The organism is Mycolicibacterium canariasense (assembly GCF_002101555.1).
GTDB classification, from domain to species: domain Bacteria; phylum Actinomycetota; class Actinomycetes; order Mycobacteriales; family Mycobacteriaceae; genus Mycobacterium; species Mycobacterium canariasense.
In genome coordinates, this window is the sequence record NZ_LQOL01000052.1 from 138,182 (window position 1) to 151,698 (window position 13,517).

Genomic DNA, 13,517 nt, shown 5'->3' on the forward strand with positions numbered 1-13,517 from the left:
GTACAGGAGGGGACATCATGGCAGCGACCGCGATTGCCGAGACCAACGTCGTCGAGCTCGCGCCGCGACGCGCCCGGCAGAACATGCGCGCGCTCGTCGAGGCCAAGCGCAGGCACCCGTCCTACGTCGGCCCCGCGCCGGCGCGGCGACCTCAGGAAGTGTGTCGCGTGCTGCCGTTCAGGCGTTCAGCGGGATAGCCGCGGTGATGGTGGTCCCGGCCCCCGCGGCGCTGGACACCCCGAACTCGCCGGACAGCGCCTGCACCCGGTCGCGCAGACCGACCAGACCCGACCCCCCGCCCGCCACCGCGCCACCGACACCGTCGTCGGTCACCGTCAGCCGCAGCCCGGCCTGATCGGCGACCGCCGTGACGGTGATCACCTCCGCCTTGGCGTATTTGGCTGCGTTGGTGAGGGATTCGGCCACCACGTAGTAGGCGGCCACCTCGACGGACTCCGGTAACCGCGCGTCGACGTGCAGGTCGAGTTCGACCGGCACCGGCGACCGGCGGGCCAGCGTCCGGATCGCGGGTGCCAGCCCGCCCTTCGACAGGATCGCCGGGTGCAGGCCGCGGGACAATTCCTGCAGGTCGGCATACAGCCCGGCCAGACCCTCGACGATGCCGGACAACTGGGTGCGCACGTTGCCCTCGGCGGCCGCCTCGGCCGCGCGCAACTGCAGGCTGAGCGCGACGATGCGCTGCTGAGCGCCGTCGTGCAGATCGCGTTCGAAGCCGCGCCGGGCCTGGTCGGCGGCGGCGACGATGCGGGCCCGCGACGCGGTCAGTTCGGCGCGGGTCTCGGCATTGGCGATCGAGGTGGACACCAGATCGGCGAAATCACAGATATGCGCCTCGGCGTGCTCGGCGGCGCCGTACGGCTTCGGCCAGGCCACCACGAGCGCACCGCGCGGCTGACCGTCCACGATCACCGGCGCGCCGGCACCCGAGCGCATGCCCAACCCGGTGAGCATCGTGGCGACCTCGCCGGTGGCCGCGCCGTAATCGTCGATGCGGGCCGGGGCGGCGGTGGCGCGGACCCGGGTGCCGACATTGTCGCCCGCCAGCGAAAACCGTTGGCCGGCAGCGAAAGCCCGGGGATCGTTGGTCGCCAGCACCACAGCGTGCTCGTCGGATTCGTAACGCAGCAGCGTGACATGCTGTGCTCCGAGGCTGTGTGCCAACTCCGAGACCGCGACGTCGTACACCTCGGAGGTGGGCGCCCCGCGGGCCACCAGGGTGGCCACCCGCCGCAGCGCGGCCTGCTGATCGGCCAGCCCGGTCGCTTCGCGGCGGCGCTGTTCGGCTTCGGCGGTGCGCAGCCGGGCCTGTCCGACCAGCACATTGGTGACCAGCGCCAGGGTGAGGAATACTCCGACCGCCGGTGCCAGGCTGTCCCGGCCCTCCAGGTGGAAGTACGTGTAGACCAGCGCGCTGGCCACCGACGTCGCCACCGAGAGCCCGAACCCCCAACCGGCCGAGACCACCAGCACCCCGAGCAGGAACACCGCCCCGAACGCGTCATCGGGGGACACCCGCTTGAGCGCCAGCACCACCAGCGTCTCGGCGGCGATGAAGCCGGCGGCCACCACCACACCCCACCCCAGGGGCCGGGCAGTGGGCCGCACGACGAGGGCCAGAGCACGACCGGACCACGAATGCCAGTTCACCCCGCAGATGTTATTGCCGAAGTTGACAGCGAACTTTCCGGCTAGCGGTAATGCCTCGGCCGCGTGGTGCTGTCAAGCTCGGAGTATGTCTGGTTCACCGGTTGTGCGGGCGCTGATCGTCGACGACAGCGCCGCCTTTCGGGATGCCGCAGCGACGATGCTGGCGCACGGCGGGATCACCGTCGTCGGCACGGCCACCGACGGCGCCGGCGCGGTGGACGCCAGCAGGGCGCTGCGACCCGACGTCGCGCTGGTGGACGTCGACCTCGGCGCCGACAACGGTTTCGACGTGGCCGAGCAGCTCACCGATGTGCCGGTGATCCTCATCTCCACCCACGACGAACAGGACTTCGCCGACCTGATCGCCGACAGCCCGGCCCGCGGTTTCCTGCCCAAGTTCGCGTTGTCGCCCGAGGCGATCCGCGGCCTGTTGCACGGCTGAGGTCAGCGCGCGTCCAGGAACAGGATCACCGCGCGCACCCGCCGGTGATCGTCGCCGGTTTCCGGCAGGTCCAGCTTGGTCAGGATGCTGCGCACGTGTTTTTCCACCGTGCCCTCGGTAACCCAGAGTCGCCTGCCGATGCCCGCGTTGGACAGCCCCTCGGCCATCAGGGCCAGCACCTCGCGTTCGCGTGAGCTCAGCGCGGACAGCGGATCGTTGCGCCGCCGTGCCGACACCAGCTCGGTGACCAGCGCCGGATCGATGACCGAGGCGCCGGCGGCCACCCGGTTGAGGGTGTCGACGAAATCCTCCACATCGGTGACGCGAGTCTTGAGCAGGTACCCGATCGCATGCCCGCCGGCGAGCAGCTCGGTGGCGTGTTCGACGTCGATATGCGCCGAGAGCACCACGATGCCGGTGTCCGGGTGCTCGGCGCGGATGGTGCGGGCGGCGTCCAGCCCCTCGGTGCTGTGGCCGGGTGGCATGCGGATATCGGTGAGCACCAGCTCGGGGCGTTGCGCCCGCACCACCTCGAGCAGCGTCGGTGCGTCACCGGCCTGCCCGACGACGTCGAATCCCGACCGCTGCAGCAGACTTGCCACGCCCTCCCGCAACAACACGTCGTCCTCGGCGATGACAACTCGTATAGCCACCCGTATGCCCTTTCCGCCCAGCCGCCAGCCGCCCGTGCAGCCGCGACATTCTCGCATTTCGTCGTCGCGGCGGCGCGGTATCGGGTCGATATGGGGGCTAGCGCTACCCGGCCGGTACCGGCAGCGTTCCCCGGGGATTGGCAGCCAGCATTGCAGACATCGCCCCCGCAGTGGAGCAAGGTGAACACGTCGAACCAGTCCAGCCAGAGGAGATCGAAATGACTGCAGCAGTCACCCGTGGCACGCACACGCTGTCCCTGCTCGACGGCGAGATCGTCGAGGAGAACGACTTCGGCTCGATGCGCCGCGTCACCGCCGACAACCTGCCCATCCTGAACCGACTGTCCATCAAGCGTGTGCTGCTCAACCCCGGCGCGATGCGCACCCCGCACTGGCACGCCAACGCCAACGAGCTGACCTACTGCGTGTCCGGCACCGCGCTGGTCTCGGTACTGGACAACCACAGCAAGTTCGCCAACTTCATCGTCACGGCCGGCCAGATGTTCCACATCGACTCCGGGGCGCTGCATCACATCGAGAACATCGGCACCGACGTGGCCGAGTTCATCATCGCCTTCCGCAACGAGCGTCCCGAGGACTTCGGGTTCGGCGCGACGTTCGGTGCCTTCACCGATGCGGTGCTGGGCAACACCTATGACCTGCCGGCCTCGGACCTGGCCAAGATCCGGCGCGACACCGCGACTTTCCCGCCCCATCCACTCACCGACCACAAGCTGGCCGCCCGCGTCGGTGACCCCGAGATCCCCGCGTCGGCGTACTTCGAGGATCCGCACAAGTTCGACATCGAAGCCCAGGCACCGGGATTGAACTACGCCAGCGGCAACGCCAGGTTCGCCAGGGACCAGTTCTGGCCGGCGCTGAAGGACATCTCGATGTACTCGCTGCGGGTCGCCGAGGACGGTATGCGTGAGCCGCACTGGCATCCGGTCACCGCCGAGATGGGTTACGTCCAGCACGGTGACGCCCGGATGACTATTATGAATCCCGATGGCTCCCTTGATACCTGGACCATGACCACGGGTGACATGTACTTCATCCCGCGTGCCTACCCACATCACATCGAGAACATCGGCACCGACGACTGGCACTTCCTGATCTTCTTCGACCAGCCGTTCCCCGCCGATATCGGCTATCGTGCCTCGGCGAGCGCCTACTCGCGCGAGGTGCTGGCCGCGGCCTTCAACACCCACATCGACGATCTGCCGAACTTCCCGTTCACCCCCGCCGATCCGCTGATCGTCGACCGGCGCAATCCGCTCGACTGAAACCGATTCACCCGCAAGATAGTTGACCAGAAGGGACCAGGACCATGGGCGACCTGAGCGTCGGCAGGCCGGTCGACCGGGTCGAGGGACGCGCCAAGGTCACCGGGGCCACCCGGTACACCGCCGACACCCCGGTGGCCGGGGTGACCTACGCGGCGCTGGTGCAGTCCGAGATACCGCACGGCGTGGTGACCGAGGAATCGGTGGCGGCCGCCGCTGCGGTCGCCACCGCCGCGCCCGGTGTGCTCTACGTTCTGACCCCGCTGAACTGTCCACCGCTGCACGTGCTTCCCGACGACCTCACCTGGGACTTGCCGCTGGAGCGCCGGCCGCCGCTGTCGGATCTGACGGTGCAACACGTGGGCCAGCACATGGCCGTGGTGGTCGCGGATTCGCCCGAGAACGCGGCGCAGGCGGCCGCGCTGATGCGGTTCGAGTACCGGAGCGTACCAGCGCAATTGACGGCCAACCAGGTGCTCGCGGAGCCGGTGCCCGCCGACGAGCGGGACGGTCTCGTCCGGCACGGGGCCTACCGCCCCGACCATTTCGTCAAACTCGACGACGAGAAGCTGCAAGATCGTCGCGGGCCGGATGCCGAACCCACCGGAGTGCGGATCGCTGCCCGGTACACCACCGCACGCAACACCCACTATCCGATCGAACTGTCGGCCACCATCGCCGAATGGACCGGTGACACCCTGACGGTGCACGACAGCACCCGCTGGATCACCGGTGAACGCCGGGCGCTGGCCGCCTATCTCGGGGTCCCCGAAGAGCGGGTGCACATCGTCTCCGAATTCGTCGGCGGTGCGTTCGGGTCCAAGAGCTTCCTGTGGATGCACGTGGTGCTGTGTGCCGTCGCCGCACGCGCGGTGGGCCGTCCGGTGAAGCTGGTGCTGACCCGCAATCAGATGTTCACCTCGACCGGTCACCGGCCGCGCACCGAACAACAGGTGGCGCTGGTCGCCGACACCGACGGCGCCCTGCTCAGCACCGAGCAGCACACCCTCACCGAAACCTCCACCGTCGCGCACTTCTGCGAACCGGTCGGACTGTCCGCACGCTTCCTGTACCAGTCTGCGCGACTGGCGGTTTCGCACACCGTGGCCCGAATCAACGCGCCCACACCGTGTTTCATGCGTGGCCCGGGTGAGGCGCCCGGGCTGTTCGCACTCGAGGTCGCCATGGACGAACTGGCCGAGCGGCTGCAGCTGGACCCGGTGGCGCTGCGGTTGGCCAACGACCCGCAGCTCGACCAGCCCAGCGGGCGCCCGTACTCGGGCAAGCACCTGGCCGAGTGTTATGAGCAGGGCGCGCGACGGTTCGGCTGGGCAGACCGACCGTCGAAACCCCGCTCGATGCGGCGGGACGGCGTGCAGGTCGGCTGGGGCGTGGCCACCGCCACCTACCCGGGCCGCCGGATGCCGGCCGGCTGCCGGGTGGATACCGACGCCGACGGCCGGGTCCGGTTCGCCTCGGCCACCCACGAGATCGGCACCGGGGTGCGCACCGTGATGGCGCAACTGGCCGCCGACGGCTGCGGATTGCCGCTCGAACAGGTCAGTTTCTGCTCCGGTGACTCCAGCTTTCCCGACGCGCCCTATAGCGGTGCCTCGCAGACCACCGCGACGGTCGGCTCGGCCGTGCACGCCGCGGCGCGCGAATGGCGGCGCCGGCTCGCCGAACACTGCCCCGACTACGACGGGGATCCCACGACACTGGCCGACCTGCTGCGCCGCGGCGGAGCGCTACGGGCAGCACTCAGCTTCACCGTGTCGGCCGGGGGAGCCGCCGAGACCGGCCCGCTGTCCCAATCCTTCGGCGCGCACTTCTGCGAGGTGGAGGTCGACGAGCAGATCGGCAGGGCCACGGTGACGCGCTGGACGGCGGTGCTGGACTGCGGCCGGGTGCTCAACCCGAAACTGGCCACCAACCAGGTGATGGGCGGCATCACCTTCGGGATCGGAATGGCGCTGCTGGAACAGGTCCCGCGCGATCCGAGGACCGCCCAACTGATCGGCGAGTATTACGTGCCGACCCATGCCGACCGGCCGGAGTTCGACATCGCCTTCGTCGACATCGCCGATTTCGGGCTGGACCCGATCGGTGTGCGCGGCATCGGCGAGATCGGCACCTGCGGGGTGCCGGCGGCCATCGCCAACGCGATCCACCACGCCACCGGAAAGCGGTTGCGGGACTTGCCGATAACCCTGGAAAGCCTGATGACACCCTTCTCACCCCGGTACGAGGAGCCGAGATGAAACTGACGGTCAACGGCACCGACACCGAGATCGACACCGATGTTCGCGCCACCCTGCTCGACGTGCTGCGCGAGCGCCTGGGGCTCACCGGCACCAAGAAGGGCTGCGACCACGGCCTGTGTGGGGCCTGCACCGTGCACGTCGACGGCGAGCGGGTGCTCAGCTGCCTGACCCTGGCCGTGTCCATCGACGGAGCCGAGGTCACCACGGTGGAGGGGCTGGCCGACGGTGACACCCTGACGCCACTGCAACAGGCGTTCGTCGAGCACGACGGATTTCAGTGCGGCTACTGCACCCCCGGACAGCTGTCCTCGGCACACGCCCTGCTGCGTGAGCACGCCAGGGGCGACCTGTGCGCCAGCACCTTCGACGGGCCGCGCGCAGACGTGGTGAACGGGCCACCGTGCCTGTCGGGCAACGAGATTCGCGAGCGCATGGCCGGCAACATCTGCCGTTGCGGCGCCTACGCCAACATCGTCGCCGCCATCGCCTCCGTCACCGGGGACCGACCGTGAAGACGTTCGCATTCCGGCACGCGGTCAGTGTTCCCGACGCGATCAACGAAGCCGCCACGGGCGCACGCTATTTCGCCGGCGGGACCAATCTGCTGGATCTGATGAAGACCGGGGTGGAGGCCCCGGACGCCCTCATCGACATCCGCCGGATCGGGCTGGACACCATCACGGCCACACCCGGTGGCGGTGTGCGCATCGGGGCCGGGGTGACCAACAGCGCGGTGGCCAACCACCGGCTGATCAGGACCCGCTATCCGGTGCTGTCGCAGGCCATCCTGTCCGGTGCGACCACCCAGATCCGCAACATGGCCACCGCGGGCGGCAATCTGGTGCAACGCACCCGGTGCCCGTACTTCATGGATCCGGCCTTCGCGCAGTGCAACAAACGCTCACCCGGGTCGGGCTGCGCTGCGGTGGGTGGCTTCAACCGGGAGCACGCGCTGTTCGGCGCCAGTGCGCACTGCGTGGCCGTGCACCCCTCCGATATGGCCGTCGCGCTGGCGATCCTGGACGCCGTCGTGCGGCTGCGCGGCCCCGCGGGGGAGCGCACCCTCCCGATCGCAGAGTTCTTCGCGTTGCCCGGGGACCGGCCGGACCGGGACAACACCAAGGCCGCGGACGAGCTCATCACCGCCATCGAGTTGCCGCCGACACCGTTCGCGGACGCGAGCTGGTATCTCAAGGTGCGGGATCGGCACAGCTACGCATTCGCGCTGGTGTCGGTGGCCGCCGGCGTCCAGCTCAAGGACGGGGTGATCGCGTCGGCGGCCATTGCGCTCGGCGGTGTCGCGGCCAAACCCTGGCGGTCACCGGAGGCCGAGGCGGTGCTGCGCGGTGAACGGCCGGCCACCGCGGTGTTCCGGCATGCGGCCGAACTGCTGATGGCCGGCGCGGAGCCGTTGAGCCAGAACGCGTTCAAGGTCGACCTCGGCAAGCACAGCGTGGTCCGTGCCCTGCAACATGCATGCGGCGTGAACGACGAGTGAATGACCGGCGAACTGTGTGAACCGGCAGTGGCGCCCACTGACCGAACCCGAGAAACTTGTCGCGTGACCACGTCGACCTCGCTCGTCGCCCGAATCCTGGACTGGCTGCGCGCCGGATACCCCGAGGGCGTGCCCGGTGCCGACCGGGTGCCGCTGCTGGCCCTGCTGCGCAACACCCCGCTGACCGAGGATCAGGTCAAGGAGGTCGTCGCCAATATCACCGCGACCGGATCGCCCGCGCTGGCCGACGGGGCGATCGGCCACGACGAGATCGAGACGTTCATCGCCGAGGTCACCCACCACGACGCCGGTCCGGAGAACGTCCGCCGGGTGGCGGCCAGGCTCGCCGCCGCCGGGTGGCCGCTGTCCGGGGTGGAAGACCTCGACAGCTAGACCGCTAGGGCGCAGCCCGGTGCCGCCCGGGGAAGAGGAGGCCCGGGCGGCAGGGCTGGTGTGCCGGTCTCAGATCGTGGATGCGTCGATGACGAAGCGGTAGCGCACGTCCGACGAAAGGACCCGGTCGTAGGCCTCGTTGACGTAGGACGCCTCGATGACCTCGATCTCCGGGGTGACGTCGTGCTCGGCGCAGAAGTCGAGCATCTCCTGGGTCTCCGGGATGCCGCCGATCATCGAACCCGAGATGCTGCGCCGGCCGCCGGCCAGCGCGAAGGTCGGCACCTCCAGCGGATGCTCGGGGATGCCCAGCTCGACCAGCGTGCCGTCCGTCTTGAGCAGGCCCAGGTAGGCGCCCATGCTCAGGTTGGCCGAGACGGTGTTGAGGATCAGGTCGAACTTGCCGGCCAGCTTGGTGAAGGTGTCCGGGTCGGAGGTGGCGTAGTACTCGTCGGCGCCCAGGCGCAGACCGTCCTCCATCTTCTTCAGCGACTGGCTCAGCACCGTGACGTGCGCGCCCAGCGCGTGGGCCAGCTTCACACCCATATGGCCCAGACCGCCCAGGCCGATGACGGCCACCTGCTTGCCCGGGCCCGCGTTCCAGTGCTTCAGCGGGGAGAACAGGGTGATACCGGCGCACAACAGGGGAGCGGCCTTGTCCAGTGGAATCGAGTCCGGGATGCGCAGCACGTAGTTCTCGTCGACGACGATCGCCGTGCTGTAGCCGCCGTAGGTCGGGCTGCCGTCGCGCTCGGTGGAGTTGTACGTGCCGTGCATGCCGTACTCGCCGGTGCAGTACTGCTCCTGGCCGGCCTTGCAGTTGTCGCACTCACGGCAGGAGTCGATGAAGCAGCCCACGCCGACGTGATCGCCGACCTTGTACTTGGTGACCTCGGACCCGACCTCGGTGACCACACCGGCGATCTCGTGGCCCGGTACCACCGGGTAGTTGGGGGTGCCCCACTCGGCCTTCACGGTGTGGATATCGCTGTGACAGATGCCCGCGAACTTGATGTCGAAGGCGACGTCGTGCGGTCCGACGGCGCGGCGCTCGACGGTGGTCTTGGTCAGCGGGCTGGTGGCCGAGGTGGCGGCGTAGGCGGAAACGGTGGTCGTCATGATGTCGTTCGGTCCTCTTCGTCGACTGCGTCTTCTGAGCGGGCAACACGCCTTCACTGAAACGTTAGCGAAGGTAACTGTAATCAGGGCGCGACGCTGCGCCGTCGCGCTATTTCAACAAGTACCGCGGCCCATCTAGTCCCGGCTACCCGTGTGAGCCAAGTTATAGACCTGATGCGCGGAATCCGGCCGTGAAGCTCACCCGGTCATAGCGTGCCAGCCCCGCTTGGGTGTAGGGATCCCCGGCGATGACGGCGTCGGCCTCGGCGGCGGACATGTCGCCGACCACCAGTACGGCGCCGCGGGCTTCGGTGCGCCCGGCCAGCAACACCCGCCCCGCGGCCACCTCCGCGGCCAGCCAGTCCAGGTGGGCCGGCCGGGTCCGGTCGACGATGTCGTCGGGCTGCAGGTAGGTCAACGTCAGCACGTGGAACACCGCCAGAGGTTATCGGGGCGCCAGGTTCGGAGCGGCAGCGCCCACGCGCTCACGGTGCCGCTCGATCACCGCCGCGCTGGACTCCCGTAATCGCGGGGTCGCCGCATCCACGCTGCCCAGCACACGCAGGCATGCGTCGGCCACGTGGACGGGCAGTTCCGCCCGTTCCGGGCCGTGCGGCTCCGACCACATGTTGACCAGCGACTCGACCAGCCGGAACGGCAGGTCGGCCGCCGCCGGATGCACCCCGGTGCACTCCAGCACCGCCCGGCTCGCCGCCAGGTAATGCAGCCGCAGCCGCTCCCGGTCGGACCAGAACGGTTCCAGCCGGGCGTCCCGCAATTCGGGCAGCAGATAGAGCGCGCCCAGGTTCCAGCGGCCGTTGAGCAATTGGTCACCGTCGAAGCTCGCCAGCGCGTGCAGGTGCTCCTCGGCCGTCAACGCCGGGGAGGCGTCCAACAACGCCGGGATGAAGGCCAGGGTCGGGGTGACGGTCTGGCTCAGCAGGGCGCACAGGATGTCGTCCTTGGTGTCGAAGTAGTGATACAGCGACGCCTGCCGGATGCCGACGGATTCGGCGATACTCCGGGTGGACGTGCCCGCATAACCCAGCGTGGTGAACAGTTCGCCTGCCGCATCGAGGATTTCGTCACGGGCCGTCACTCCGGGTCGTCGCTGCGTCTGCAACCTGGGTCGGCCGGCGCGGGTGAGCGACATGGTCTCATCGTGGCCCATCGGGGGTGCGAAAGGTATGCCGTGCCGTATCTGTCACATGACAGAAACGCGCGATACGCCTCGGTTACTTGCGACGCGGAATTGGTTACGCCAGCGATACCCATCGGGTACGCCGGCCGTGAAAACTGTCAACTGACAGGCCAGGCCGCGACAGATCGGGAGAACGCACATGGGCATCGTCGTTTCCGCGGTCCACGCGCCCTGCGGGGAGAGCGCAGCGATCACCGCGGCATCGGCTCCCGAACCCGTCGCGAGCATCGACGATCTGCACGTGACGTTCCGCCGCGGCGGGCGCGACGTGCACGCGCTGCGCGGCGTCACCCTCGGCATCGCACCCGGCGAGATCCTGGGCCTGGTGGGCGAATCCGGCTCGGGTAAGAGCGTGCTGGGGTTCGGCATGCTCGGCCTGCTGCCCACCGGGGCCCGCATCGACGGCGCCATCTCGGTGGCGGGCACGGACATGGTGCACGGTGACGCCAAAACCCTGCGCAAGGTGCGCCGCCTCGACCTGGGCGCGGTGTTCCAGGACCCGATGACCTCACTGAACCCGACCATGCGCATCGGTAGACAGGTCGCAGAGGCGGCCGGTAGCACCGAGGAAGCGCTGCGGCTGCTGACCGCGGTGGGCATTCCGGAGCCGGCCCGTCGTATGCGGTCCTACCCGCACGAACTGTCCGGCGGCCTGCGGCAGCGGGTGATGATCGCCATCGCCATTGCCGGCGACCCCGAACTCATCATCGCCGACGAACCCACCACCGCACTCGACGTCACGGTGCAGGCGCAGGTGCTGACCTTATTGCAGGGCCTGCGCGACCAGATCGGGTGCAGCATCGTCTTCATCACCCACGACCTCGGAGTGGCCGCGCAGATCTCGGATCGCATCGCGGTGCTGTACGCGGGACGGATCGCCGAGATCGGGCCCACCGCCGAGGTACTCCAGACGCCCGCACACCCCTACACCCGCGGGCTGCTGCGTTCCCGGCTGACCTTGCACACGCAGCGCGGCAGGCCGCTGGCCGCATTGCCGGGCTCGGTGCCCAGCCCGCTGGAGCCGCTACCGGGATGCGCGTTCGTGCCGCGCTGCGATCTGGCCACCGAGGACTGTTCGCACACACTGCCGGACCCGATCCCGGTGGCGCCGGGCCGGGTGAGCGCCTGCCTGTTGCCACCCGGCGCGACCGAGGCCGCTGCGCAGCCCGAACCCGCGGCCGAGTCGGCGGTCCCGGTCGCCGGCGATACCGCACCGGCGATCGAATTGGCTGATATCACCAAGACTTTCGCGGTGGCCCGACGCGGCAAACTGCAGGCGCTGCGCGGGGTGACGCTCCGGGTCGGTCACGGTGAATCGGTGGCACTGGTGGGCGAGAGTGGATCGGGCAAGTCGACGCTGCTGCGCGTCATCGCCGGACTGGAGAAGCAGACCTCCGGCTCGGTCACGTTGGCCGGTGGGCAGCGCCCGCAGATGGTGTTCCAGGACGCCGGTGCCTCGCTGACGCCGTGGTTGTCGGTCGGTGAGCTGATCGCCGAACGGCTGCGCGGCACCAAGATGTCGCGGGCGCAGCGCCGCGATGCGGTCATCGAGGTGCTGGACCGGGTCGGCCTGCCCGCCGAGGTGGCCAAGTCGCGTGCCGGTCAGCTCTCCGGTGGTCAGCGGCAACGTGTTTCGCTGGCCCGGGCCACCGTGGTGCCCCCACCGGTGCTGTTGTGCGACGAGCCCACCAGCGCGCTGGACGTGTCGCTGGCCGCCTCGGTGCTCAACCTGATCGGTGATCTGCGCCGCAGCCTGGACATGTCGGTGGTGTTCGTGACGCACGATCTGTCGGTGGCCCGCGTCGTCGCCGATCGCATCGCGGTGATGTACCTGGGCCGCATCGTGGAGGTCGGCCCGGCCGAACAGGTCATCGGCGATCCCGTCCACCCGTACACCCGGGCACTCGTCGACTCCATCCCGGACCTGGGCCGCGAATCACGGGTATTGCCAGGCGAACCCGCCAGCCCGCTGTCGCCGCCGCCAGGGTGCGCGTTCCACCCGCGCTGCCCGATCGCCGTCGACGCCTGCGCCGGTGCCGAACTCGACGTCCGCCTGGAAGGTTCGCCGGGCAACCCGCACCAGGTCGCCTGCATCGAACGGAAGGTGCGCTGATGGTCAGCTCGACGCTGGACGCGATGCCCGCACCCGTGTTGGTCCGCAGCCAGAAATGGCGGCTGACGCTGCCGCAGTCCCGCTCGGCGATCGTGAACTGGGCGGGCTTCGCCCTGGTGATCCTGGTGACGTTGATCGTCGTCGCCGTGCCGCTGCTGGCGCCGCACGACCCGCTCACGCCCGTCGGGATGCCGCTGCAGCCACCGGGCGCCAACGGTTTCCTGCTCGGCACCGACAGCGTGGGGCGCGACATCCTGTCCCGCGTGCTCTACGGTGCGCGGTCCAGCTGGTTCGCCGCACTGGCGGTGGTGGCGCTCGGGCTGTTCATCGGCGGGCTGGTCGGACTGATCGCCGGTGCCACCGGCGGCTGGGTGGACGCCACCCTGATGCGTATCACCGACGGTTTCCTGTCGCTGCCCGCCCCCGTGCTGGCGATCGCGGTGGTGGCCGCCCTCGGACCCGGCTTCCTGCACACGTTGATCGCGGTGTCCATCGTGTGGTGGCCGTTTTACGCCAGGCTGGTCCGCGGCGAGGTGGCCCGGCTGGCCGCGCGGCCGCACGTCGAAGCGGCGAAGCTGGCCGGGGTCAGTCGATTCCGGCTCGCCGGACGGCACCTGCTGCCGGGCGCGGTGCCCAATGCGCTCGTGGCGGCCAGCCTGGACATCGGCACGCTGATCCTCACCCTGGCCGCGTTGTCGTTCCTCGGGCTCGGGCAGGCCGCGCCGGCACCCGAGTTGGGCGCCGACTCGGCACGCAACCTCAGCTACTTCCTGCAGCAGTGGTGGCTACCGGTGATGCCGGGCCTCGGCGTGCTGGTGCTGGCGCTGATCGCCAACATCGCCGGTGACTGCCTGCGCAACCTGATGAAGACGAGATAGAC

14 protein-coding genes are annotated in these 13,517 nt (G+C 69.3%); 9 read left to right on the forward strand and 5 right to left on the reverse strand.

The genetic code is table 11. The features are described 5' to 3' along the window. Window positions 1–17 precede the first annotated feature (17 nt). A complete protein-coding gene (locus AWB94_RS34665) occupies window positions 18–197 on the forward strand; it encodes a hypothetical protein (protein ID WP_131805261.1) in 180 nt (59 codons plus the stop codon). Here the strand turns inward: AWB94_RS34665 and AWB94_RS16625 are convergent. Then, a complete protein-coding gene (locus tag AWB94_RS16625; protein WP_234811760.1) occupies window positions 178–1,668 on the reverse strand; it encodes a GAF domain-containing sensor histidine kinase in 1,491 nt (496 codons plus the stop codon). The genes AWB94_RS34665 and AWB94_RS16625 overlap by 20 nt on opposite strands. A gap of 85 nt (window positions 1,669–1,753) precedes the next feature. Here AWB94_RS16625 and AWB94_RS16630 point away from each other — a divergent pair, with 85 nt between their 5' ends. Further along, a complete protein-coding gene (locus tag AWB94_RS16630; protein WP_062656272.1) occupies window positions 1,754–2,110 on the forward strand; it encodes a response regulator in 357 nt (118 codons plus the stop codon). Between the two features lie 2 nt (window positions 2,111–2,112). Here AWB94_RS16630 and AWB94_RS16635 read toward each other — a convergent pair whose 3' ends face one another. After that, window positions 2,113–2,757: a response regulator gene (locus AWB94_RS16635; protein ID WP_409365970.1), complete on the reverse strand. Its 645-nt coding sequence runs from the start codon at window positions 2,755–2,757 to the stop codon at window positions 2,113–2,115. 224 nt (window positions 2,758–2,981) lie between these two features. On the opposite strand from AWB94_RS16635, the gene AWB94_RS16640 reads away from it, so the two are divergent. The 5 genes from AWB94_RS16640 to AWB94_RS16660 all read left to right on the forward strand — a co-directional run bounded on the left by AWB94_RS16640 (window position 2,982) and on the right by AWB94_RS16660 (window position 8,204). After that, window positions 2,982–4,049: a cupin domain-containing protein gene (locus AWB94_RS16640; protein WP_062656274.1), complete on the forward strand. Its 1,068-nt coding sequence runs from the start codon at window positions 2,982–2,984 to the stop codon at window positions 4,047–4,049. A 44-nt stretch (window positions 4,050–4,093) separates the two neighbouring features. Next, window positions 4,094–6,310: a xanthine dehydrogenase family protein molybdopterin-binding subunit gene (locus AWB94_RS16645; protein ID WP_062656275.1), complete on the forward strand. Its 2,217-nt coding sequence runs from the start codon at window positions 4,094–4,096 to the stop codon at window positions 6,308–6,310. After that, a complete protein-coding gene (locus tag AWB94_RS16650; protein WP_062656276.1) occupies window positions 6,307–6,825 on the forward strand; it encodes a (2Fe-2S)-binding protein in 519 nt (172 codons plus the stop codon). Before AWB94_RS16645 ends, AWB94_RS16650 begins: the two co-directional genes overlap by 4 nt. Next, a complete protein-coding gene (locus AWB94_RS16655) occupies window positions 6,822–7,811 on the forward strand; it encodes an FAD binding domain-containing protein (protein ID WP_062656277.1) in 990 nt (329 codons plus the stop codon). Before AWB94_RS16650 ends, AWB94_RS16655 begins: the two co-directional genes overlap by 4 nt. A gap of 63 nt (window positions 7,812–7,874) precedes the next feature. Further along, complete coding sequence (locus AWB94_RS16660; RefSeq protein ID WP_062656278.1) at window positions 7,875–8,204, forward strand: DUF3349 domain-containing protein; 330 nt, start codon at window positions 7,875–7,877, stop codon at window positions 8,202–8,204. Window positions 8,205–8,273: 69 nt separating this feature from the next. Here the strand turns inward: AWB94_RS16660 and AWB94_RS16665 are convergent, their stop codons facing one another. The 3 genes from AWB94_RS16665 to AWB94_RS16675 all read right to left on the reverse strand — a co-directional run bounded on the left by AWB94_RS16665 (window position 8,274) and on the right by AWB94_RS16675 (window position 10,476). After that, on the reverse strand, window positions 8,274–9,323 hold the full coding sequence (locus AWB94_RS16665; protein ID WP_062656279.1) for an NAD(P)-dependent alcohol dehydrogenase: 1,050 nt from the start codon (window positions 9,321–9,323) through the stop codon (window positions 8,274–8,276). A 163-nt stretch (window positions 9,324–9,486) separates the two neighbouring features. Then, window positions 9,487–9,759 carry a YciI family protein gene (locus AWB94_RS16670; RefSeq protein ID WP_062656280.1) on the reverse strand — a complete coding sequence of 91 codons (273 nt, stop codon included), beginning with the start codon at window positions 9,757–9,759 and terminating at the stop codon, window positions 9,487–9,489. Between the two features lie 9 nt (window positions 9,760–9,768). Next, the gene (locus tag AWB94_RS16675) at window positions 9,769–10,476 is read right to left on the reverse strand and encodes a TetR/AcrR family transcriptional regulator (protein ID WP_062656591.1); all 708 of its coding nucleotides are present in this window, start codon (window positions 10,474–10,476) and stop codon (window positions 9,769–9,771) included. 187 nt (window positions 10,477–10,663) lie between these two features. Between AWB94_RS16675 and AWB94_RS16680 the strand changes: the two genes are divergently transcribed. Then, the gene (locus AWB94_RS16680; RefSeq protein WP_084395095.1) at window positions 10,664–12,637 is read left to right on the forward strand and encodes a dipeptide ABC transporter ATP-binding protein; all 1,974 of its coding nucleotides are present in this window, start codon (window positions 10,664–10,666) and stop codon (window positions 12,635–12,637) included. Continuing rightward, window positions 12,637–13,515: an ABC transporter permease gene (locus tag AWB94_RS16685; RefSeq protein ID WP_062656281.1), complete on the forward strand. Its 879-nt coding sequence runs from the start codon at window positions 12,637–12,639 to the stop codon at window positions 13,513–13,515. The genes AWB94_RS16680 and AWB94_RS16685 overlap by 1 nt, the downstream gene beginning before the upstream one ends. Window positions 13,516–13,517: the final 2 nt, after the last annotated feature.